The organism is Altererythrobacter sp. MTPC7, assembly GCF_042851395.1.
GTDB lineage: Bacteria > Pseudomonadota > Alphaproteobacteria > Sphingomonadales > Sphingomonadaceae > CAJXSN01.
Map to the genome: position 1 here is coordinate 74974 of NZ_BTGS01000005.1, position 21751 is coordinate 96724.

The 21751-nt window shown below is 66.7% G+C and carries 20 protein-coding genes; 12 read left to right on the top strand and 8 right to left on the bottom strand.

Features of this window, described 5'->3' with window-relative positions; all coding sequences use genetic code 11:
* Window positions 1-5: 5 nt before the first annotated feature.
* Together ACGHJ7_RS05855 and ACGHJ7_RS05860 are read left to right on the top strand one after the other, a co-directional pair.
* Entirely contained in the window at window positions 6-2186 is a 2181-nt protein-coding gene (locus ACGHJ7_RS05855; RefSeq protein WP_390475362.1) for a GumC family protein, read from the top strand.
* Window positions 2187-2189: 3 nt separating this feature from the next.
* Window positions 2190-2906, top strand: a complete 717-nt coding sequence (locus ACGHJ7_RS05860; protein WP_390475364.1) for a hypothetical protein — start codon at window positions 2190-2192, stop codon at window positions 2904-2906.
* Window positions 2907-2914: 8 nt separating this feature from the next.
* Here ACGHJ7_RS05860 and ACGHJ7_RS05865 read toward each other — a convergent pair whose 3' ends face one another.
* A complete protein-coding gene (locus tag ACGHJ7_RS05865; RefSeq protein WP_390475365.1) occupies window positions 2915-4600 on the bottom strand; it encodes a hypothetical protein in 1686 nt (561 codons plus the stop codon).
* Window positions 4597-5028 carry a hypothetical protein gene (locus tag ACGHJ7_RS05870; protein WP_390475367.1) on the bottom strand — a complete coding sequence of 144 codons (432 nt, stop codon included), beginning with the start codon at window positions 5026-5028 and terminating at the stop codon, window positions 4597-4599. The genes ACGHJ7_RS05865 and ACGHJ7_RS05870 overlap by 4 nt, the downstream gene beginning before the upstream one ends.
* Window positions 5029-5223: 195 nt before the next feature.
* Between ACGHJ7_RS05870 and ACGHJ7_RS05875 the strand changes: the two genes are divergently transcribed.
* From ACGHJ7_RS05875 to ACGHJ7_RS05910, 8 genes are all read left to right on the top strand, one after another.
* Window positions 5224-6516: a lipopolysaccharide biosynthesis protein gene (locus ACGHJ7_RS05875; protein ID WP_390475369.1), complete on the top strand. Its 1293-nt coding sequence runs from the start codon at window positions 5224-5226 to the stop codon at window positions 6514-6516.
* A complete protein-coding gene (locus ACGHJ7_RS05880; protein ID WP_390475371.1) occupies window positions 6513-7376 on the top strand; it encodes a glycosyltransferase in 864 nt (287 codons plus the stop codon). The genes ACGHJ7_RS05875 and ACGHJ7_RS05880 overlap by 4 nt, the downstream gene beginning before the upstream one ends.
* The gene (locus ACGHJ7_RS05885) at window positions 7373-8587 is read left to right on the top strand and encodes a glycosyltransferase family 4 protein (protein ID WP_390475373.1); all 1215 of its coding nucleotides are present in this window, start codon (window positions 7373-7375) and stop codon (window positions 8585-8587) included. The genes ACGHJ7_RS05880 and ACGHJ7_RS05885 overlap by 4 nt, the downstream gene beginning before the upstream one ends.
* Window positions 8584-9816 (top strand): hypothetical protein, encoded by a 1233-nt coding sequence (locus ACGHJ7_RS05890; protein ID WP_390475375.1) that lies wholly within the window; start codon window positions 8584-8586, stop codon window positions 9814-9816. Before ACGHJ7_RS05885 ends, ACGHJ7_RS05890 begins: the two co-directional genes overlap by 4 nt.
* Before the next feature lie 180 nt (window positions 9817-9996).
* A complete protein-coding gene (locus ACGHJ7_RS05895) occupies window positions 9997-10887 on the top strand; it encodes a hypothetical protein (RefSeq protein ID WP_390475377.1) in 891 nt (296 codons plus the stop codon).
* A gap of 2 nt (window positions 10888-10889) precedes the next feature.
* On the top strand, window positions 10890-11585 hold the full coding sequence (locus ACGHJ7_RS05900; protein ID WP_390475379.1) for a sulfotransferase family 2 domain-containing protein: 696 nt from the start codon (window positions 10890-10892) through the stop codon (window positions 11583-11585).
* Window positions 11582-12376: a WecB/TagA/CpsF family glycosyltransferase gene (locus ACGHJ7_RS05905; RefSeq protein ID WP_390475381.1), complete on the top strand. Its 795-nt coding sequence runs from the start codon at window positions 11582-11584 to the stop codon at window positions 12374-12376. The genes ACGHJ7_RS05900 and ACGHJ7_RS05905 overlap by 4 nt, the downstream gene beginning before the upstream one ends.
* Window positions 12373-13317: a glycosyltransferase family 2 protein gene (locus ACGHJ7_RS05910; protein WP_390475382.1), complete on the top strand. Its 945-nt coding sequence runs from the start codon at window positions 12373-12375 to the stop codon at window positions 13315-13317. Before ACGHJ7_RS05905 ends, ACGHJ7_RS05910 begins: the two co-directional genes overlap by 4 nt.
* Here ACGHJ7_RS05910 and ACGHJ7_RS05915 read toward each other — a convergent pair.
* Together ACGHJ7_RS05915 and ACGHJ7_RS05920 are read right to left on the bottom strand one after the other, a co-directional pair.
* Window positions 13253-14920, bottom strand: a complete 1668-nt coding sequence (locus ACGHJ7_RS05915) for a glycosyltransferase (protein ID WP_390475384.1) — start codon at window positions 14918-14920, stop codon at window positions 13253-13255. The genes ACGHJ7_RS05910 and ACGHJ7_RS05915 overlap by 65 nt on opposite strands.
* The gene (locus tag ACGHJ7_RS05920; protein WP_390475386.1) at window positions 14917-16695 is read right to left on the bottom strand and encodes an ABC transporter ATP-binding protein; all 1779 of its coding nucleotides are present in this window, start codon (window positions 16693-16695) and stop codon (window positions 14917-14919) included. The genes ACGHJ7_RS05915 and ACGHJ7_RS05920 overlap by 4 nt, the downstream gene beginning before the upstream one ends.
* A gap of 100 nt (window positions 16696-16795) precedes the next feature.
* Between ACGHJ7_RS05920 and ACGHJ7_RS05925 the strand changes: the two genes are divergently transcribed.
* On the top strand, window positions 16796-18397 hold the full coding sequence (locus ACGHJ7_RS05925) for a glycosyltransferase (protein ID WP_390475388.1): 1602 nt from the start codon (window positions 16796-16798) through the stop codon (window positions 18395-18397).
* A 12-nt stretch (window positions 18398-18409) separates the two neighbouring features.
* On the opposite strand, the gene ACGHJ7_RS05930 is transcribed toward ACGHJ7_RS05925, so the two are convergent.
* The 3 genes from ACGHJ7_RS05930 to ACGHJ7_RS05940 are packed head-to-tail and all read right to left on the bottom strand — an operon-like array spanning window position 18410 to window position 20274.
* Entirely contained in the window at window positions 18410-18979 is a 570-nt protein-coding gene (locus tag ACGHJ7_RS05930) for an LptA/OstA family protein (protein WP_390475390.1), read from the bottom strand.
* Window positions 18976-19638, bottom strand: coding sequence for an LPS export ABC transporter periplasmic protein LptC (locus tag ACGHJ7_RS05935; protein ID WP_390475392.1), 663 nt, complete (start codon window positions 19636-19638; stop codon window positions 18976-18978). Before ACGHJ7_RS05935 ends, ACGHJ7_RS05930 begins: the two co-directional genes overlap by 4 nt.
* 12 nt (window positions 19639-19650) lie before the next feature.
* Window positions 19651-20274, bottom strand: coding sequence for a ribonuclease D (locus ACGHJ7_RS05940; protein ID WP_390475393.1), 624 nt, complete (start codon window positions 20272-20274; stop codon window positions 19651-19653).
* Between the two features lie 82 nt (window positions 20275-20356).
* Here ACGHJ7_RS05940 and ACGHJ7_RS05945 point away from each other — a divergent pair, with 82 nt between their 5' ends.
* Complete coding sequence (locus ACGHJ7_RS05945) at window positions 20357-21055, top strand: uracil-DNA glycosylase (protein WP_390475606.1); 699 nt, start codon at window positions 20357-20359, stop codon at window positions 21053-21055.
* Window positions 21056-21081: 26 nt separating this feature from the next.
* On the opposite strand, the gene ACGHJ7_RS05950 is transcribed toward ACGHJ7_RS05945, so the two are convergent.
* Window positions 21082-21618 carry a hypothetical protein gene (locus ACGHJ7_RS05950; RefSeq protein ID WP_390475395.1) on the bottom strand — a complete coding sequence of 179 codons (537 nt, stop codon included), beginning with the start codon at window positions 21616-21618 and terminating at the stop codon, window positions 21082-21084.
* Between the last annotated feature and the right edge of the window lie 133 nt (window positions 21619-21751).

Here is a 21751-nt window from a genome sequence, read left to right on the forward strand (position 1 = left end):
GCGCAATGGCGAAGACAGCGAACCCGGCGGCCAATTCCAGCCTGTCCTCGCCGTTCGGCGATACCTCGGTGGGCCGCCTGTTCCGGCAGAGCGTCGTCGCGGTCCGGCGCAATCTCTGGCTGGCGCTGGGGCTGGTGGTCCTGGGCCTGGTCCTCGCACTGGTGGCGACATTGCTCCAGACCCCGCGTTACACCGCGGCAACCTCGCTGGAGATCGACGAGCGCGCGCAGGCCGTCCTTGGCGAGGGGCTGGACACGCAGCCTGTCGACGACAATCCGTGGGATACCGACCGCTTCCTCAATACCCAGCTCGATGTCCTGCGCAGCCGCGCGCTGGCGCAGGACGTGGCGACCTCGCTCGAATTGCTTGAGGACGATGCGTTCCTTGCCGCGATGGATGCCGCGCCGCCCGCAGGCACGCTTGCCGAAGATGCGCGCGGCGAAGCGGTGGTCGACCTGCTGCGCGACAATCTCGACGTCGTGCCGCCGGAAAACAGCCGCGTGGTCCGAATTGCCTTCACCAGCCCGGATGCGGCGCTGTCGGCCCGTATCGCCAATGCCTTTGCCGCCGCCTATATCCGGGGCAGCCTGCAGGGCCGGTTCGAAAGTTCGTCCTATGCGCGGGAATTCGTGTCGGGCCAGCTGGACGAGGCGCGCGAGCGGCTCGAGGCGTCGGAGCGGGAACTCAATGCCTTTGCCCGTTCCGCCGGCCTGATTCGCGCACGCGGCAATGGCGAACAGGACGGGAGCAGCGCGGGCACCAGCATCACCGCGTCCAGCCTGATCCAGGTGAACGAAGCCGCCAATGCCGCCCGGGCAGAGAGGATCGCGGCGGAGGGACGCTGGAATGCCGAACGCGCAACGCCGCTCCTGTCATCGCAGCGCGTGCTGGCGAACAGCACCGTGCAATCGCTGATGACGCAGAAGGCGCAGCTCGAAACAGAACTGCAGGCCGCACGTCAGCGCTATCTCGACGGCCATCCCACGGTCGAGCGGCTGCAGAGCGAACTCGCCATCACCGAACGCCAACTGGGCAGCGCGGCCAGCAATGTCCGCAATTCCGTGCGCGCGGAATTCGTCGCCGCGCGGCAGGCGGAGCAGGCACTGGCGGGACAGGTCGGCGAATTGCGGGGGCAGACGCTGGCGGAACAGGATCGCTCGGTGCGCTACAATACACTGGCGCGCGAGGCCGATACCAATCGCCAGATCTATGACGAGCTGCTGCAACGCTATAGCGAACTCAACGCCTCGGCTGGGCTTTCCGCCAGCAATGTGACGGTCATCGACGAGGCCGACCCGCCGCGCCGCCCATCCTCGCCCAACATGCTGGTCAACCTGCTGGTCGGCCTGATCGCGGGGTTGGTGGCCGCCGCGTTGGCCGTCTTCCTGCGCGACCAGATGGACGATGCGATCCGCGTCCCCGAGGATGTGGAGGGCAAGCTGGGCCTTCCGCTGCTGGGCGTCGTTCCCAAGGCGCAGGGCGGCAATCCCGAAAGCGAGCTGGCCGATCCGCATTCCGCGGTGGCAGAGGCCTACATGGCGCTGCGCGGGTCGATGCTCTACGCAACGCCCGCGGGACTGCCGGACGCGTTCTCCGTCACCAGTGCCGAGGAAACCGAGGGCAAGACGACAACGTCCCTTGCGCTGGCAGAAGGCCTGGCGCGCATGGGCAAACGCACGGTGCTCGTCGATGCCGACCTGCGGCGCCCCTCCGTCCATCGGCGGCTGGGCATTGCCAATGGCAGCGGGACATCGGATTACCTGACGAGCGAGCGCGCGGCGGCGGATTTCCTTCAGGCCGGACCGGTCGAGGGGCTTTCCATCGTAACGGCGGGGCCGACCCCCGCGAGCGCGGCGGACCTGCTGTCCACCCAGCGCCTGCGGGACATGATCGCCGAACTGAAAGCGACGCACGACGTGGTGGTGCTGGATACACCGCCGGTGCTGGGACTGGCCGATGCCCCCGCCGTGGTCGCGCAGACGGGCGCCGTCCTGTTCGTGGTCGAGGCCGGACGGGTGCGGAGCGGCCAGCTGAAATCGGCGCTGCGCCGCCTGCGCTTCGTGCATCCGGCGATCCTGGGCGCGGTCATGACGAAATTCGACCCGAACCTCGCCGGGAACCGCTATTCCGCCTATTACGGGCGCGATTACTACCGGTACGAAAGCGCCGCCGAAGGGGCAGCCTGACCCATGGCCCGAACGCGCCGAACCGGCCGCGTTCTCGCAGCCTTTCTAGCGCTTGCAGGTTTTGTCACGCTTTCGGTCGGCAGTGCGGCAGACAGGCTGTCGGGCGGCAACCGGGCAGCATCTGCGCTCGTGCCGGGATTTCTGGCCTCCGCCAGTCTTCGCGAAAAGGCGGGCGCGGCGCTGGAACGCGGCGACCTGGACAGTGCGAGCATGCTGTCGGCAGCAGCGCTGCGAGCCGCGCCGGCCGATCCCGCCGCCCTGTCGCTCGTGGCTTCCACCGCCTTGGCAAAGGGGGAGGGCGACCGCGCCTTCAGGGCCTTTTCCTCCGGTGCCGCAATGGGGTGGAGCGACCCCGTGACGCAGGCCTACTGGTTCGAACAATCCGCTGCGCAAGGGGAAGCATCCCGCGCTGCGCTCCATCTCGATGCGCTGCTGCGCCTCCTCCCGGCAGAGCGGTCCGTCCAGCTCGGCATCGACCGCGTGCTGGCCATGCCCGGCGGCGATGCGGCCCTGCTGGAGCGTCTGCAGGAACGCCCGCGCTGGCGCAGTGCCGTGCTCGGCGGATTGGAGGGCATCGGGGCGGGCGCCCTGCAGAACCGCGCCGCGCTGGTGACGCAGGCGGTCTCGGCAGGCGCGATCCGGTGCGAGGAAGCGGCAGGTTTCGGGGCGGCGGTGGCAGCGGCCGGCCTGTCCTTCCCGGCCTGCCCGCCAACGCCATAACGCCTGCGTCAAGGCTCCGACGTAATTTCTAGCTCCACCTCGACATCGGCGCTCGCCGCCTGGTCCAGATTGGCGCGCATCTGCGTCGCCGAGATATGGAGCGAGCCATAGGGTACGCCGCCACCGGAAGTCCTTCCCAGCGGTTGCGCACGGACCTTCAGCCCCCTGTTCGGCAGGCCATGCGGGACGAGGGGGCCCGACAGCGACCCGGCGGGGACGGTGGTGGTGGCCGTGACACGCGTCGGCATTCCGGGATTGTCGTCCGACACGTTTATCCGGGCGGCGTTGTTGCGAAACGCGAAGGGCGCATCGCCATGCGGGACGGCGGCCTCCATCCGGTTGCCCGAGACCTGCACCGAATAGCTTTGCGCCCCGGTCGTCGCATAGGCAGCGACGAGCGGACCGGCGCGCCCGGGATTGGTGTTGGTGAGCACATTGCCGTTGATCCGGTTCTGGCCCCTCATCGTATTCATCGCGATGACCGGTTTGTTGAAGGCGTCGGAGGCGAGATCGCAATTCTCGATCGTGACCGGGCCGCAGCGATTGAGAAGGCCGTCATCGTCGTTGCCCGTGCCGGAGAATGACAGGACCGAGCGGCCATTCGATCCGTCCTCGCTCGCCGTGGCCACGCACAGGTTCCGCAAGGTGAGGCGTTCGCTCGCCGTGAAGGACATTTCGCTTCGCAGGACGGGCAGGCCCGGCGGATCGCCTGCCGCGCGAACCAGCCGCAAGCCGTCGATGACACACTGGCTGTTGGCGTTATGCGCCATGCTGCGACCGGAGAACGAGATCGCCGGAATATCGACCGGGGCGGTGGCGGCACGGATTGCGGCATCGCGGACGACCAGCCGGTCGCAGCCGGCATTTTCGAGCTGGGGTCCGGCATTGCCGTCGAAATAGGGTGCATCCAGCGTCACGTGGTCGCCCTTGCCGGAAAAGCTCAGCCCCATGCCGACCGCCGGGCTGTGACGCCCGGCGCCGATCACGCGCGGGCGGACGAAATGGATGCCCGAATATCGGCAAACACCGTCATTCGCGTGGTTCTGCAGCTCGAAATTCATCCGGCCCGCACCGATGAATTCGCAGTCGATGAAATAGATCGCCTGCACCCCGCCCGCCATGTTGTCGGTCACCAGTTTCAGGGCGTTGGCGAAGGCATCGGGCCGCGTGGTGAACCGGCACCTGTTGAAGACAATCCGCTCCAGGTCGTTCGCAGCGCCGGAGCCGAAACCGCCGTGAAACGTCATGTCGGCGAAATAGAGGTCGCGGCAACTGCCCCCGAATTCGAACGCCCGCCCACCCGCCGGATTGACGTTGGCGATGGCGGTCCGGTCCATGCCGCGGCCGATCATGCCGCCGCCGCTGCCCGACCAGGAGAAGGGATCGCCGGGCGCATCGTGACCCACGGCGTAGGTCCGGTTGCCGAGGCGCACGATGCCTTCACCCATGGCCGCGACCGCGTCCGCGAAGGCTGCCAGCGGGGCGCCATCGGTGTGCGAGCCGTCGCCCAGCGCACCGAAATCCTCCGGGGTCAGGCCCATCGACGCCAGCCGGTCCGCGACCGGACGCAGGATCGATTGCGCGGCATCCGCCGTGTAGCCCACCTGCGCGGCTCCGTCCGGCCCGTTCAGGGTGTCGGACGCAGCGATGGCGCGTGCGGCAATCGCGCGGGCTACGAAGTCGGGCGCGCTCACTGCGACACCCGGTAGCTGCAGGTGCCGCTCGCGATCGAGATGTCGAGCCAGAAGGTCGCGCCCGCCTCGCTTTCCGACCAGACCTGCTCCGAACCATTGGCGGTGAACACGCCCCAGTCGAGACCGGCGACGCGCAAATCGTGCAGGGTAACGCCGTCATCGGTGGAGCGCTGGAGCCGCGCCTCACCCGACCAGTCGCCGTCCAGGGTGACGACGACTGGTGCCTGTCCGTCCGGCCTGAAAGGTCCGGCGAGCAGCGAGGCGATGGCCTCTCCTTCGACCGAGGCCGCATTGCTGACAGGGGCGGCGATACCGACCGGCAGGGGGCTGGAGCGGCTGACTTGCGAAAGGTCGCCCGCCGGACCGGCGAACCCCACCGCGAAAGCGGGGGCAAAACCGGCGGGGGTTGAAATCTGGGGTGCGGACATGGGTGCTCTCCGAATCAGGGAGCAATCCAGCTACGCATGGGTGGTGCTGTAGGAAAGCTATTTGTGCCATATAGGTTGGTTGCAGAACTGGAGGCGCAGCGAAAAAAGGAGCGCGTCGCCTTGCCGAAGGGTTGAGCCTGTGCGGCGGTGCTGCGATGGTTGGCCGCTCCCGCAGGAAAGGCGATCAACCCGGCAATGTCCGCGGCGAAACCATTTTCAGGCGACCTGTTCGCCACGGCACTCGTCACCGGCTCCCGGATGGGTGGTGCCGCGCTTTCCTTTGCGCTTGCGACACTGCTGTCCGCGATGCTGGGCGCAGGCGATGCCGGCATATTCTACGCCTCGCTCAGCTGGGGGACGGCGCTTGCAATCATCGCCTTGTGGGGGGCGCCGCAGCTTGTCCTGCATGAAGTGCCGCCCCTGCTTGGCGCGCGGAACGGCTTGCCGGTCGGCCACGTGCTCCTACGCCTGCTGATCGGCAATATCCGCACCTTTGCCGTCCTCGCGCTGGTACTCGCCCTGTTTGCCTCCATATTCTCCAGCGCTGCGCTGAGATCCACGCTCGCACTCGACATTCGCTTCGCGCTGGCGACGGGCCTTCTGCTGATCGTGCTGCGCAGCGCGAGCGAGGGCGCAAAGGCTCTCGGCTATCCGCTGGCGGCGACATTGGTCGAATTCGTGCTTGTTCCAGGACTGGCGCTGGCAGCGCTGACGATCCTCGGCTGGGCGGCCGAGGCGCGTTTTCCCGGAATTGCGACCATCTACACAGGCGCTATGCTACTGGCAGCTTGTGCCGGCTCCGCATACCTGTTGAAGCGCTTGAGACCGCATGATCGCGGCGTCGCCGCAGGACCGCTACCGCAGCAATGGTCGGCCCGGCGGCGGACCTTCGCGCAGATCGAGATCGGCCAATTCCTGAGCTCTGTCGGTGCGATCGCCTTCGTGCCCCTCGTCCTCGGCAATGCGGATGTCGGCGTGCTGAACCTCGTCCTGCGGATCGCGGCTCTGGTCTCGATCGTCACTGCAGCCCTTCCGTCCGTCTACCTGCCTCGCCTTGCCCGGGCACAGGCCGGGGGTGACATCGCAAAGTTCTCGCGAACGCTAGCCAGCCTGCGCATGGTGATGGGCCTTTCGGGGATCGCCGCCTTCCTTGCGATTGTCCTCGCCGGGCCGTTTATCCTGCGCTTCGCCGGGCCGGAGTTCCTGGCAGGCGCGCCGGCGCTGCCATGGGCTGCGGCCGGATTCTGCGCCGCGCTGGCGCTGGGCCCTGCGGGGATGCAATTGACGCTGCTGGGGCGGGAGCGGGCCCTTCGCAATATCGTCCTGCCCATCGGGGTCGCCGGAATAGGGGCAACGCTGCTGGCAGGCTGGCTGGGCGGTCCGGTCGCGACGGCCGCCATGCCCGGCGCGGCTGCCCTGGCGGCGAAGATCGTCCAGCTTGTCGTTCTGCGGCAGGCGCACTCCGGGCAGGGGGAGCGGTTTCCGTGACAGACGCCGCGCTTCCGACCTTCTCGATCCTGATCGCGACCTACAACGCCGCCGATACGCTGGCCGCGTGCCTCGCAAGCATCGCGGCGCAGGACATGGAGGGCTGGGAAATCCTGGTCGCGGACGGCGCATCGCAGGACGGGACGGGGCGCATCCTTGCAGAGTTTGCGGGCCAGATTGCCTATAGCGTATCGCGCCGGGACGAGGGGCCTTACGACGCCTGGAACAGCTTGCTCCCCCATGCGCGCGGGCGGTGGATCATGTTCTTGGGCGCAGACGACCGGCTCGCCTCGATCGATACGCTGTCCGCGCTTGCCCGCCATTGCGAGACCCTGCCGCAGCGCACGCCGGACCTGTCCTATGTCTTCGGCATGACCGAATTCGTGGCGGGGTGCGAGGTTATCGAGCGGTTCGGCCAGAATTCCCTGCCGGGCGACAGGCAGGACCCGGCGGCCGATTTCGCTCTGTCGCATACCGGCCTGCTGCATCACCGCGACCTGTTCGACCGCTTTGGCCCGTTCTCGGTCCGCTACGCGATAGCGGGCGATGCGCATTTCATGCTTCGCAGCCTGCGCGACCCGGAAACCCGGTTCTATCATGCACCGGTGACGGTCGCGCGCATGGCGGCAGGCGGGTTGTCGAGCGGCGTTCGCTCCCGCGTGACCTGCTACCGCGAGGTCGAGGCAGCGCGGCGCGAGCTGGCAATAGAACCTGCACGCCCGCCGTGGCTGCGATCCCTGCAACGCCGTTCCGCATGGGCCGAGCGCATCCATGCCCTGTTGGGAGAGCGCGCCCTGCTGTTCGTCGCCAATGCCTATCGCCGGATGACCGGACGGCCTGCGCGGCGGCATTACCGATGAGCGCGCTTCCCCCCATCCTGATCCTGCACAATCGCTACCAGCTTACAGGCGGCGAGGAGAACGTGGTCGCGGCAGAACGCGACCTGCTGGCCGGGGCCGGGCACGCGGCAACCCTGCGCGAATGGAGCAATGACGCGATAACCGGATTGCCCGCGCAATGGCGCGCGTTCCGGCAGGTGACAAGCAATCCCGATGCTGTGCGCTGGCTGGACACAGTGCTGGACGAGACAGGGGCAGGCCTGCTGCACGTCCACAATTTCTTCCCGCGCCTGTCCCCCGCCATTCATCTCGCCGCGACTGCACGCGGGGTGGCGGTGGTCCAGACGCTGCACAATTACCGCCTGTCCTGTGCCGCGGCGACCTTCATGCGAGAAGGCGCCGTGTGCGAGAAATGCCTGCATTCCGGTTCTCATTGGGGCGTCATCCATCGCTGCTATCGCGGCTCCGTCGCCGGTTCGATCGCCAGCACGCGGATGCAGCAGGCAACCATCGGATCGCCGCAATGGCTGGGCAGCGTGGACCGCTTCATTACCCTGTCGAGCTTCGCGAAGGACAAGCTGGTCCAGGCCGGCCTGCCCCCGGAAAAAACGGCAGTGAAGGGCAATTTCCTTGCCGCTCCCGAGGCTTCTCGTGCAGGGGCCGGCCCCCGAACCGGCGTGCTTTATGTCGGTAGGCTGTCGGCGGAGAAGGGCGTGCGGCAGCTCGTCGATGCATGGCGCGGGGTTCCGGACCTGCGGCTCACGCTGGTCGGGGACGGTCCACTGCGCCGGGATCTGGAAGAGCGCGCGCCCGCCAACGTCTTCTTCGCCGGTCACACCGATGCGGCGGGCGTGGCGCGGTACATGGCCGGGGCGAAGCTGCTCGTCATGCCCTCGCTGTGGTATGAAGGGTTTCCCCTCACGATCGTGGAGGCTTTCGCTCGCGGCCTGCCGGTCATCGCCAGCGACATCGGGAGCCTTGGGGAGATCGGCGAAGGGGGCCGCACTGCGCGCCTCGTACCGCCCGGTGACGGGCCTGCCCTCGTCGCTGCCGTGCGCGAGCTGGAGCAGGACGAAGCGGCGCTGGGGCAGCTCGCCGAAAATGCCCGCGCCGCCTTCGAGAAGAAGCATTCCGCTTCGGCCAATCTTGTGCAGCTGGAGCAAATCTACGAGGACGCCCTCATGGCAAGGAGCACTGCAACCGGCGGCCGCGGCGAGAGGAGTTCACCATGAGCATGGCGAACGCCAGGGCCTACGGCCTGTCCGGCGATGATATGCTCGCGCCTGCGCCGGTGGAGCAGGCCGATGCCGGGTCGCTGATTCTGGCCGTTTTCATCCTCGTCTATGCCTGCCTGTCGCCCTGGCTGCGCGATCTGGGACCGGCCGGTATCGTGCCGCCTGCCGCTGCGACGGCCGCGCTCGCGCTGATTTATGCGCGGCGATACTTTCAGGCGAGCCTGCTGGTCCTGGCGGGCCTGGGCACGGTGCTGATGGCCTTGTCATGGGCGGGGATGATGCATAGCGGCCTGACCTTGCTGTTCGAGCGGGACGCAATTGCCCAGCAGGGTTTCTACACGGTGTTCCTGTTCCTGCTGGTTCCGGCCTGCGCGCATATCTGGTCGCAGATCGCGCGCGGTGCCCCGGGATGGCGCGGGCTGGAGACGATCGTCCTGCTTCTTGCCGTGGCCAGCATGCTGTCGCTGGTGCTGTTCGACATGCGGATCACAGACGGGGCCGGATACGGAATCTCGCAATTGATCAATCCGGACGCGATCGCGGCCATCATCCTGGTTCGCCGATTTGTGCTGGACGAGGACCGTTCGTGGCCGGTCCGGTTCGTCATCGCGGTCCTGCTGGCCGCGACTGCCAATTCCATGCAGTCGGTGCTGGCGCTGGCGGTGCTGATCCCGCTGCTGGTCCTGCCGCAATTCGCGAAGGGCATTGCGGCATTCGTGGTCTTCGGCCTGTTCGTTGTCGCGATCGGGGCCCAGCCCTTTGTGCGCGATATCTGGTGGTGGGACTACAATACCGGCGTCCGCCTGCTGTTCTGGCAGGACGCGTGGGACCGCCTGATCGCGAGCGGAGGCGCAGGCGTCGGGTTCGGGACCGAGACCATCCGCCCTGTCTATCATGTGGGGATCGAGGAACACGTCGTATCGGGGTTGGAGCGGACCGGATATATCCACGTGGCGGCGCACAATGCCTATGTCGACGCGTTCTACAGGATGGGTGTGGCGGGCGGCCTGCTGGTGCTCGGCTACATCATGGTTCTGAGCCTGAAGATTATCGGTCCCGCGCGCGAAGCCAGCGCCTTCGATTGCTGGATGGTCTGCGTGCTGGCCATATCGATGATGGTGAACGTAGCCCTCGCCAGCGTCGGTTTCGTCTTCGGTACCGGACTGATGCTGGGCTGGCTGGTCTACCGACTGGCGCAGGAAGACGAACTGGACCCGGATGGCTGAAACCGGAGAAATTCGTATCCGGACATGACGGGTTAAGTAGATTCCTGTAAGACAAAACCTCATGTATAGGCTGAATGCCGTGACGTCGGGCGAGGTCGGCAACTTGCCGCCGACGACATGGGTCAGGGTCCGTCAACCTCGGCAAGTGCTTCCGGTATCGGTTCGGGGGCAGGTGAAAAGGTGCGAATACTAGAGTTCAATCTGTTCCACGACGAACACGATGCCCTTGCTATCAAGCAGGGCGAGGCGGCGCGTTGGATCGACGAACTCCATGTGTGCGAGGCGACCCACAGTTTTCGTGGCCGCGTGAAACCTGCATCGACCCTTTCGTCAGGCACTTTCCTCAAACCTCACCTGTTCGACGGGGCAAGGTTCCACCCGGAACATGCCTGGGGCTTCAGCCGCCACGCGCCCTTCTTTCGCCGCCGCGACATGGCCCGCAAGAACGAGACCATGCAGCGCAATTTCGTGCATGAGCTTCTCGATCCGCAAGACGACGATATCGTCATCCTTGCCGATATCGACGAGATCATCGATTCCCGTCACGCTGATGAAATCGTCGATGCAGCACGGCGGCACGGGATCGTCTCGATCAGGCTGCGGCACACGTTCTTCTACCTCAACCTGCTATCGACCCTGTTTCACGAGGCATGGCCCGGCTCGCCGCCCGATTACGCCTACCGCGTCTTCATCATGACCGGCGCCCGGTTCAAGACAATGCGCCGCACCTCGGACCGGCTCCGCCGGCTGGGCGAATGGAACCGGCTGGCGGACGAGATTCCTCTGCTGGATGGCTATCGCGGTTATCACCATTCCTGGCTTGGCGATGCGCAGGCGGCCCGGGCGAAGCTGGCATCCTATGCCCACCGGACCGAGGAACACGACCCGGCCCTGGTCGATCCGGCAACGGGAGAGATCACGCTGGACCGGCTGGCGCAGGCCATCGGCGAGGGGCGCTCTCTCTTCCCCGGCGACATCTTGGAACGGCGCCCTCTGGACGCAATCGATGCGCTGCCCTTCGTCGCGGAAAATCGCGAGCGGTTCGGCCATCTTGTGCTGGAGGCGGCGTGATCATGCTCGACTATCTCGCCCAGCTTGCGCGCCACGGACGGATCGATCCGCTGGAATATTACGTGAGCGATGCCCACCGTGCGGTCTATGTCGAGAATGCGAAGGTCGCCTGCACTGCGATCAAGGCCGCACTCTATCCCGATAGTTTCGAGCAGGCCGGGGGGCAGGAAATCTTTCACGAGCGGCTGCGGGCAAAGGCGATGCACGGCCTGCCGGATCATGCGCAGGGCTATCTCGTCTTCACCTTCGTGCGGCACCCGCTGGACCGGTTGCAAAGCTGCTACCGCGACAAGGTGGCCGGCAGCGCCGCGGCCGGGGGCCGGTCGATCCTGCACCGGCGCTTTCATCGCGGCATTTTCGCGGCATGGGGCGGGGTCGACATCCGCCGGGGCGACCTGCCATTCGAACGTTTTGCCGAGGCCGTCTGCCGCATACCGGACCGGATTTCCGACCGCCATTTCGCCAGCCAGGCGCGCTTGGTGCGCGCGGTGGAGGCTGCACCACACCATTTCATCGGACGTATGGAATGCCTCGACCGGGACTGGGCGACGATACGCGAGAAAACGGGGCTACCGGTCCTCACCCATGCAAACCGTTCCGGCCATCGCGGCGAGGGGACGACGACGGATCCTGCCACTCTTCAGCGGGTGACGCGCCGCTATGCCGCGGATTTCCGGGCCCTGGGGTATCAGGCATGACCGACCCCGCCCACGGCTTCGACTCCTACGACGTGCTCGGCGTGCCGGTTACCGTCACGACGCCGACCCTTACCGCAGAGGCGATAGAGCGCTGGTCGCATGACGAGATTGGCCGCTTCGTCTGCCTGCGGGACGTGGCCAGCCTGATGGCGATCCGCGACGATCCGGACATCGCGCCCCTGCACCGCGATGCCAGCGTTGTGACGCCCGACGGAAGGCCCCTTGCCGAACTGGGCAAGCGGCGGGGCCTGCCCGTGGAGCAGACATCAGGCTACGACCTGTTCGAAGCGGTCTGCGCGCGCTCGCCCCGGAGCGGGTTGAAGCATTACGTCTATGGCGGCGAAGAGGGCGTTGCGCAGGATCTCGCGCAGGTCATGCGCACGCGCTATCCCGGCATCAGCATCGTCGGCGTGGAAACCCCTCCCATGGGCGAGCCCGCCCCGCGCGAGGCAGAGTTCACAAGGCAACGCATCCTGGCATCGGGCGCGGACGTGGTCTGGGTCGGCTTGTCCTCGCCGCGGCAGGATGTGTGGATGTGGCGAAACCATACCGGCCTGCCGCAGACCCTGATCGGCATCGGCGCGGCCTTCGATTTCCACACGGGGCGCAAGCAGCGCGCGCCGCGCATCGTCCGGGTCATGATGCTGGAATGGCTGTATCGCCTGCTTGCAGAGCCGAAGCGCCTGTGGCGGCGGTATCTGGTCATGCTGCCGCGGTTTGTCTGGTTGTCCCTTCTCGACAAGGGGCGTCGCAAGAACCGCGAGCGAAGCGGGGATGCGCCCGCGCAATGACGGCGCACGAAAAATCGCCACTGGTGACCGTGGTGTCGATCTTCCTCGACGAGCGGGAGTTCCTGTCCGAAGCGATCGAAAGCGTCATCGCGCAGGATTTCGAGGACTGGGAGCTCGTCCTCGTCGATGACGGGTCGCGCGACGGCAGCGATGCGATTGCGCAGGCCTTTGCCGCCTCAGACAGCCGCATTCGGTTTATCGCGCATGAGGGCGGCGCAAATCTCGGCATGAGTGCTTCGCGAAACGCAGGCGTGGCTGCCGGTTCGGGCCGCTTCGTGACCTTCATCGACGGGGACGACCGCTGGCCGCCGGACAAGCTTTCCCGCCAGCTCGCCATCATGGACGCAAATCCCGGCATCGGCGCTGCCGTGGGAGCGTTCCGGATCTGGAACAGCTGGCGCGGCGAAGAGGACCGGATCGAATATAGCGGCCAGTCCCGGGACTGCGTCACCCCTGTGCCGGACGCCCTGATGCAGGTCTATCCGTTGGGCCGGGCAGGCGGCGCGCCGGTCGGCGCGATAGTCAGGCGCAGCCTGTTCGAAGACATCGGCGGATTCGAGGAAAGCTTCCCCGGCTTCTACGAGGACCAGGCTTTTTTCCTGAAGGTCTATGCTTATGCGCCCGTCTGGTTCTCCAGCGAAGTCTGGCAGGATTACCGCCAGCATCCCGGCAGTTGCTGTGCCCGGGTAGAAGCGGCAGGCACCTATGGCCGGAAGCGTGCAGCGTTTCTCGACTGGGCCGAGCGCTATGTTCGGTCGCTGGGCCGGGAATGGCAGGGCGAGGCCCTAGCTGCGATCCGCCGCGAGAGACGGCGATTGCGGTTCCGCGAATGGGCCCGGCCGGTCAGGAAAGGACTGGCTGCGATACGCCGCACAGTCACTTTCGGCGGACGAAGGGCCAGTGGCGAAGGATCGTTGCAGCCGTCGGGAAACGGGTCTTGAACCGGAAACGCCAGGGCGTGTCCGAGGAATGCATCATGACCCGTGGCAATGCGACGGTATCGGAAGACGGATCGACCCGCCGATCGGCAAGCGCCCAGCCTGCGGCATAACCGGCGTTGGCGACGGCGCTGATCGCCGCTGTGTCCTTCTCCCCGAACGGATAGGCGAAATGCGAGGGCACGGGCAGGCCATCGCGCGCAAAGTCATCGCGCGGGCCGGCCACTTCCGCTTCCAGTTCGGCGTCCGGCAGGCCCTTCAGGTCCGCATGGCTCCGCGAATGGCTGCCCAGCGTTACGCCGGCATCATGCAGGGCCAATGCTCCATCCCGGTCCATCAGGGCATGTTCGTGTGCGCCTGCGGGCTGGTCCCACAGGTTCGACTGGCCGAGCCTTTGCGAGACCAAGAAGGCGAGGGCCGGAATGCCGTTCGGGACTAGGAACCGCCGGGCGGCATCCGGCAGGTCGGCATAGCCGTCGTCGAAGGTGAGCAGGACGGAGCGACTTGGAACGCGCGCCTCGCCTTTCGCCGCGGCCAGCGCGGTGTCGGCATCGACGAAATGGAACCCGCGCTGCATCAGGGACCGGACATGGGCTGCAAACATCTCCGGCGGAATGGAATAGGGCGCAAGCACCGGATCGTCGCTGTGATCCGCAATCGCGTGATAGCACAGGGCCAGGACTTCGCGGGAACGGGGATATCCGCCTGCTTCGCGCACACCGCGCCACCACAGGACCCGGCGCGCCACATCGAACAGCCGGGCGCTCCTGTTCGTGTCCCTGCTTGCCAGTGCTGCCAGGAAACCGGGCACGATCGGCCAGCGCGCCAAGGGGCGAAGAACCAGCCGGTCCAGCGTCCTGTCCGCTCCAGACCGCTCCAGCAGCATGGCTGCATGGCGGGGATGCTTGCGGGCGAAACGCGTGTCGGCCACCCCCTGCTTGCGCGAACGTGCCAGCATTTCGCCCGCTGGCACAGTGTGGACCTGCCACGCCCGCGCCTGCGGTGCCCGTGCGATGGAGCCTTCGCCCAGTAACCGCACCGCGAGGTCGGTGTCCTCGCGCCCGTATCCGCCCTTGCTTGTATAGGCGGCATCGAACCCGCCGCATCGTTCGAATGCGGCACGGCGAACCGAGAAATGTCCGCCGTAGAGAAGGAAGGGATCGTCTGCCTGCGCTCCCTCGAGCGCATTCAAGGTCCAGTCTTCCACCCCGCTTCCCAGGAAACCGGGCGTCGACGCCTCGTCCAGCCCGATCCATCCGGCGACCGCGACCGTGCTGCCCGAATACGCTTCGGCGTGGCGGTCCAGTATGTCCGGCGCCGCCCGCATGTCGTCGTCGAGGAATAGGAGGATATCGCCCTTCGCCATCGCGGCCCCGGCATTGCGGGCAGCTGCGAGACCGCCATTGGCTTGTTCGGCAATGACGAGCGGGAAGGGCAAGTCCTGCGCCTCCAGAGCTTGCCGCGTACCGTCGGTTGAACCGTCTATGACGACGATCACCTCCCAAGGCGCTGCATACGAGACACCGGTCAGGGCCTCCAGCGCCTGCCGGACGAGATCGCGCCGCTCGTAGGTCGGGATGACGATGGAGAAGCTGGGCGCGCTCACTCGCCCGTTTCCCCCAGCATCCGGAACCAGGCGAGCGTTTCGACCGGACCTTCCTCGACCACCCGGCCCCCGCGTAGCACGATACCGTGGGAACAGGCGGCAAGCGTGCTGCGGCGATGGCTGATGACGATGGCGGTCCGGAAATGCTCGCGCCGTTCGAGCAGGGCGACGATTTCGCTTTCGGAAGGGGCGTCGATGGCGCTCGTCGCCTCGTCCAGCACCAGTATGTCGGGCCGCCTGAGCAATGCGCGGGCAAGGGCGATCCTCTGTCGCTGCCCGCCCGACAGGGCCATCCCGCCCGGGCCGAGCGGCGTGTCGTACCCATCCGGGAGGCTATCGATCATGCCGGCCGCACCCGCTGCGTGCGCGGCACCGCGCACCGCTTCGTTGCTGGCACTGCCGGAACCGAAGGCGATGTTTTCCCGCACGGTTCCCTCGACAAGGGCAATATCCTGCCCCGCATAGGCCATACGCGCGCGCCAGTAATCGGGCGGGATGTCCCGTACGTCCCTGCCGCCTGCCAGCAGTATGCCGCTATCGGGTGTCACCAGCCGGGACAGCAATGTGACCAATGTCGACTTGCCCGATCCGGTCGGCCCGATCAGCGCAGTGATCTCGCCTGCGGGAATGCGGCAGTCGACATCGTGCAGCGCGCCCTCGCGGCCCGGATAGGCATAGGAAACCGACTGGAACGCGATCGTCTGGTCCAGCGCCCCCTCGGCCGCGCCGGTGGATGCGGGCTGGCCCGTTTCCTGGCCCAGCAGCCATTCCACCTCGTCCACGGCGCCGCGCCGGGCGGCGACTTCGATCCGGGCCTGGCTCAGCCGCGACGCATAGGGATAGGTCCGCAGCAGGATCAGCAGGAATGCCGCCATCGTCGCGGCAGGGCGGTCCAGCGCGACACCGGCGAACAGCACGGCCAGGAACAGGACCGCGAGCAGCAGCTCTGCCAGTGGCCCGGTCACCGCCGCCAGGCGGCCCACGGCCAGCACGCTGGCCGCCGTCCTGCCGCTCGCACTCTCGAACCGGGCCTGCTCGGCACGGCTTTCGCCGAACAGACGGATGGTTCGCAGCCCCTCGACGATCCACAGCATCCGCCAGCCCAGCGCCCGGTTCTCGGCTGTCGCCACGGCGCCGAGGGCCTGCTGCCGTTTCTCCACCCTGCCGAGGATGGCCCACAGGCCAAGCGCAAGGATACCGACCAGACCCAGCAATACGGGATCGAGCCACAGCAGGATAAGCCCGAAAATGGCGAGCCCGGCGAGCGCGGGTAGGAGCGAGAGGCCGGCGCGCACGGCTTCTGCCACTTCCCAGCTTTCTGTCGAGAGCGCCTGCAACAGCCGCGCGCGCTCCGTTTCGAGATACCTGTCGTAGTCGAGGGCAAGGATACAGGCTGCCAGCCGGTCGATCAGGCTGCGCGCGATCCCGACATCGATGCGGGCGATCAGCAGGGCATTCGCAGCCTGGAGAACGGTTTTCAGGACCACGGCAAGCAGGATCGCTGCGCCCAGCACGGCGACCGCGGAGGATGTGCCTGCGTCGCCCGGGGAAAGGCCGGTTAGGGCAACGAGCGAACCGAACGGCTCGGGCAGGGTTCTTGCCTCCCCCGGCGCCAGCAAAAGCGCCGCAACGGGTATGATGAGGCCGATGCCCACGCCTTCCAGCAAGCTGACCGCGAGGCCCAGGAGCAGGACCAGGGGCCACGCCCCGGCCCGGGCCCTGATCAGCCTGCCCAGCGCCGTTCGGCCTGTCATGATCGAGAGATTACCGGTCATCGCACGCCTTCATAGGCGCAAGGTCGCCACCATGCGATGTTTACGATAAGAACCACATATCGCGCCGCATTCCGGCAATCTTCCAGGCAGAGCCTTCCCCATGGGGACACACAGCCCGACCAATGATGCCGAGATGACGGTGGCCATCGTCGTTACCGCGTATAATCACGCGCGCTTCCTGTCCGATGCGCTCGGCAGCATTGCCGCGCAGACCCTGCCGCCGGCAGAAGTCGTGGTGATCGACGACGGCTCGAACGATGCGCCCGAAAAGGTGTGCCGCGATTATGAATTCGTCCGGGTGGTCCGGACAGAGAACCGCGGACTGGCGGCTGCGCGCAACCGCGGGCTTGCAGAGATCGAGACCGATGCGGCCGTGTTCCTCGACGCCGACGACATTCTCTATCCCGAAGCCTTGCGCACCGGGCGAGAGGCCTTGCTGGCCAATCCCGGGGCGGCGTTCGTCCACGGCGCGTTCCGTTACCTCGACGCGGAACTCGGCAATCCCAGCGCACCGCGTCTGAGGCGGACAGGCCCCAATGCGCGGGCGATCCTGCTAAGGGAAAATGCCATCCGGATGCACGGCGCGGTCATGTACGACCGGCGGAAACTGGCCGCCGCCGGAGGGTTCGACGAGACCCTGCCGCTGGTCGAGGATTACGATGTCTACCTCCGGCTCGCCGCGCGCCATCCGGTCGCCTCGCATGGCGGGCTGGTCGCAGGATACCGGCGCCATGCAGGTGGGCTCTCCGCAAATGCGCGCGCCATGTTCGACTGGACGCGCAAGGTCCATGCGGCCCACGAGCCGGAGCCGGGGGATGCCGCCCTTCACCGGGCGTGGCGGGATGGGGAACGGCAATGGCTCGCTGCCTTCAGCGAGCTTGCATGGAGCGACCGGCCCGATATTCCTGCGCGTCATGCATGGAGCGACCGGACACGCCTGATGCGCATTGCACCGCGCCTCACCCCGCCCGCGGCGCTGAGGGCGCTGGCGGTCCGCCTGCTGCCGCGGCGCGCGGCCGACTGGCTGCGGCGGATCAACCGGCGGCCCCTCGATCCTCCGGTAGGCACCATCGACATGGGCGATCTTGGCCGGATAGCCCCGGTCAGCGCCGATTTCGGTTTTGCCCGCGGCACCCCGGTGGACAGGCTCTATATCGAACGCTTCCTCGGCGAACACGGGGAAGCGATCGGGGGCCGGGTGCTCGAGATAGGCAGCGATACCTACAGCGCGCGTTTCGGAAGCGGTATCGCGCGGCAGGATACGATCTCCGTCGATCCGGCCGACAACCCGACCATAGCGGGCGACTTGCTGGCGCCCGGCACACTGCCGGCGGCCGCTTTCGATTGCGCCGTGGTCACGCAGACCCTGCACCTGCTCTACGACATGCCGTTGGCGGTGAAGCGGCTGCATGACAGCCTCGTCCCCGGCGGGACCATGCTGGCCACCGTGCCCGGCATCAGTCCGGTCATGCCGGATGCGAGTCACGGCTGGTACTGGTCGCTCACCGGCATGGCGGCGGAGCGATTGTTCAGCGATGTCTTCGGGGAAGGCGCGGTGGAGGTCCAGGTGTTCGGCAACGCCTTTGCCGCGACCTGCTTCCTGCAAGGCATCGCGCAGGAGGATATCGGGGAAGGCTGGCTCGACCCGGTCGATCCCGCCTATCCCGTCATCGTCGCGGTAAAGGCCGTCCGGCACGCCTGAACGGCGAGGACATCAGTCCGGAACGTTGAACGTGCCCGATACGCGGCCATTGCCGCCGGTCGACACCGACGGTTCGCCCGTGACGGGGCTTGAGCCCGAAGCACTGCCATCGACGCTGGAAATGCCGCTTTGCAAGTCGATCGTCAGGCGACCGCCATTGAGCGTGTCTCCGCCGCGGTTCAGGCGGACATTGCCGGCCATCGTGATGATCCGGCGATTGAAATCGTACACCGCGACCTCGCCCGAGGCGCGCTCGTTACCGCGCGTGACCGTCACCCCGCCGGTCGCCGTGATGCGCTGGATGGACAGGCTGCCCGCGTCCGAATAATTCACGACAGTCCGCCCTGCGCGCAGGGTCAGCGCGGCCTGGCTGATGACGACATTCCCGGCCAGGACGACGCGGTTCTGGCGGTCCTGCAGCTCCAGCCGGTCGGCGGCATAGCTGACAGGGGCATTGGAATTGTGGCTGGCGATCGCCTGCGCATTGAGCTGTATCCCCGCGGCGAGCACGAGGGTCGCGGCAAAGCCGAATGCAGCCGAACGGATGGCCGTTCCTGCCAGTTGCTTGCCTTGATGGCTCATTGCATGCTCCTCAGTGCGCCCGGCTCCATGCGCAGGCGCGCATTGCCGGTCAAGGTCACGGTTCTTTCGGGCAGGTCGACGCGCAGGGCATCGGCGGAAAAGGTGCCGGCGGGAATTTCCCCCTCGACCCCTCCGCTGCCGACCAGCTGCCGTTCGCCAAGGTCGATGGATACGCCGCGTGCGGCGAGGCGGTAACCGTCGGCCGCTGCCAGCCGCAGGGTTCCGTTCACGTCCACCAGATCGTCGCGGATCATGTATTCGCCGCCTTCCGCCCGCAGGCTGGCCGGGCCTTCCGGCAGCAGGAGCCGGGCAACCAGCATGTCGAGGCGCAAAATGCCCTCCTCGCTCGATTGCTGGACCGCCTCGTCCGCGGTGAGCGAGAAGGGGCGTCCGCGATTGTCGGAGCCGCGATACATCGCGTTGTCGACCCGCAGCCTTTCGTCGATCACGGCGACCTTGTCCCGGTCCAGCAGGAAGCTGACTTCGCCCCGCGGGGCCAGCGGGATGACGATCATCAACGCGGCCAGGACCCCGACGCCCATGGGCAGGGCCACTGCGAGCAACCGCACAAGCCGGTCATGGAATCCGCCCGGCGCGGCGAATCGTCTTCGCCCGCGCCGCAGCGCCTTGGATTCCTGGCTGTCGATGCGTTCGCTCATGCGGGGGTGCTATCAGCCTTCGTGGCTGAACAGGTCCTTGTTCTCCCAGCCCATCAGGTCCAGCCGGGCGCGGGTGGGCAGGAAATCGAAAGCGGCCTGCGCGATTTCGGTGCGGCCTTCGCGTTCGAGGCGCGTTTCCAGTTCGTCCTTCATCCGGTGAAGGAAACGCACGTCGCTGGCGGCGTAATCGCGCTGCGCATCGTTGATGACCGGGCCGCCCCAGTCGCTCGACTGTTGCTGCTTGGAAATGCTTTCGCCCAGGAGATCCTCGACCAGGTTCTTCAAGCCGTGGCGATCGGTGAAGGTTCGTACCAGCTTGCTCGCGATCTTGGTGCAGAAGACGGGCGAGGCATCGACGCCAAGGTAATGCTCGATCGCCGCCAGGTCGAACCGGGCGAAATGGTACAGCTTCACCCGCGAACGGTCGGCAAGGAGTGCCTTCAGGTTCGGCGCATCGTAGGGACTGCCGGTATTGAAGCGCACGAGATGTTCGTCTGGGCCGCCGTCGCTGATCTGGACGATGCACAGGCGGTCGCGCCGGGTGACGAGACCCATGGTCTCCGTATCGACGGCGAGCGGGGCGTCGCCCTGCAGGACGCCTGCGGGAAGGTCTTCTTCGTGAAAATGTACAGCCATAGACAAGCGCTCCTAGGCCCATCGGGGATTGAGGGAAAGGGTGCATGGCGCGATGCGGGCGAGGGGACTAGCGTGCCGGATGATGACCGAGGCCATACCCGATAGCTGGCGCGCAGCCCTGGCGCCTGCGCTGGCGAGCGACGAGGCACGGCGGCTGGGCGAATGGCTGCGAGCAGAGGAAGCGGCGGGGAAGGCCGTTCATCCCCCGCGCGGCAGCCGCCTGCGCGCCTTGGAACTGACTCCCCTGGAGCAAGTGCGGGCGGTAGTCCTGGGGCAGGACCCCTATCACGGTCCGGGACAGGCCCACGGCCTCGCCTTCAGCGTGCCGGATGGCTTGAAAATGCCGCCGTCGCTGCGCAATATCTACAAGGAATTGCACGAGGATCTGGGGATCGCACCGCCTCCTCACGGCAATCTGGAACCCTGGGCGCGGGAAGGCGTGCTGCTCCTCAATACCAGCCTGACGGTGGAGGAGGCGAAGGCGGGCAGCCATGCGGGGCGCGGCTGGGAAGCCATTACCGATGCCGCGATCACGGCCGTGGCACAGCGCGCGGCGCCGACCGTATTCTTGCTATGGGGCGCGCATGCGCAGAAGAAGCTGCGCGATATCCCGGCCCTGTCCGCCCCGCATCATCTCGTGATCCAGTCCCCGCATCCCAGCCCGCTTTCGGCGCGGCGCGGGTTTTTCGGGTCGCGCCCCTTCAGCCGCACCAACGCGTTTCTTCGTTCTGCCGGGCGTAGACCGGTAGACTGGGATGGGGTGGCAGCAGAGAGGGCCTGACGGGTCACCACCCGGTCGCCGGCCGTTTAATCGACTTTCTTCAACTGCAGCGGCCAGCGCCAACCCTCGATCGTCAGAATGTCGCCGTCGAGCGTGCCTTCGAGGCCGGTAAAGCTGGTGAGGCGCAGGTCATTCGGCTGGAAAGCTATCCGCACCGTATCGCCTTCGCTCCAGCCAAGCCCTGACAGGTTCAACGCGGGCGAAGCCGCATCGTGCATTTCTTCATCGACGAGGAGCGAAACAGGCTCAGGGCATTCCCCGGCCGCAGGGGACCAATGACCCTCCACTGCATTCCGCCGCAACCGGATGCCTTGCCCGCAATCGACAGTGATCGTGGCGTAGCGGAACGATTGCTCGCTTCCTGCCCATACAATCTCGACCATCGCTTCGCTGGTGGAGCGGCCGACCGACAGAACCTCGAACTCCGGACGGACGGGTTCCGGCACCGAACGAAAGACGATCGTGTCTCCCCTCTGCATCCAGGTCCCGCGCGCCGCGAAATCGAGCGCACCGACAGACAGACCCCAGCCGAACGTGCCGTCGTCTTCGATCCGCATTCCCATCGCGGTCTCGAAGGAACTGCCATCGTATCGTCCGGTAAAACCGGTCTCGGGACCATCCGGGTCCGCCTGGCCTCGGTCTTGCGCTAGCTCCTGCGCCCGATTCTGTGGGGGGGCATCGTGCGGGGCGGACACG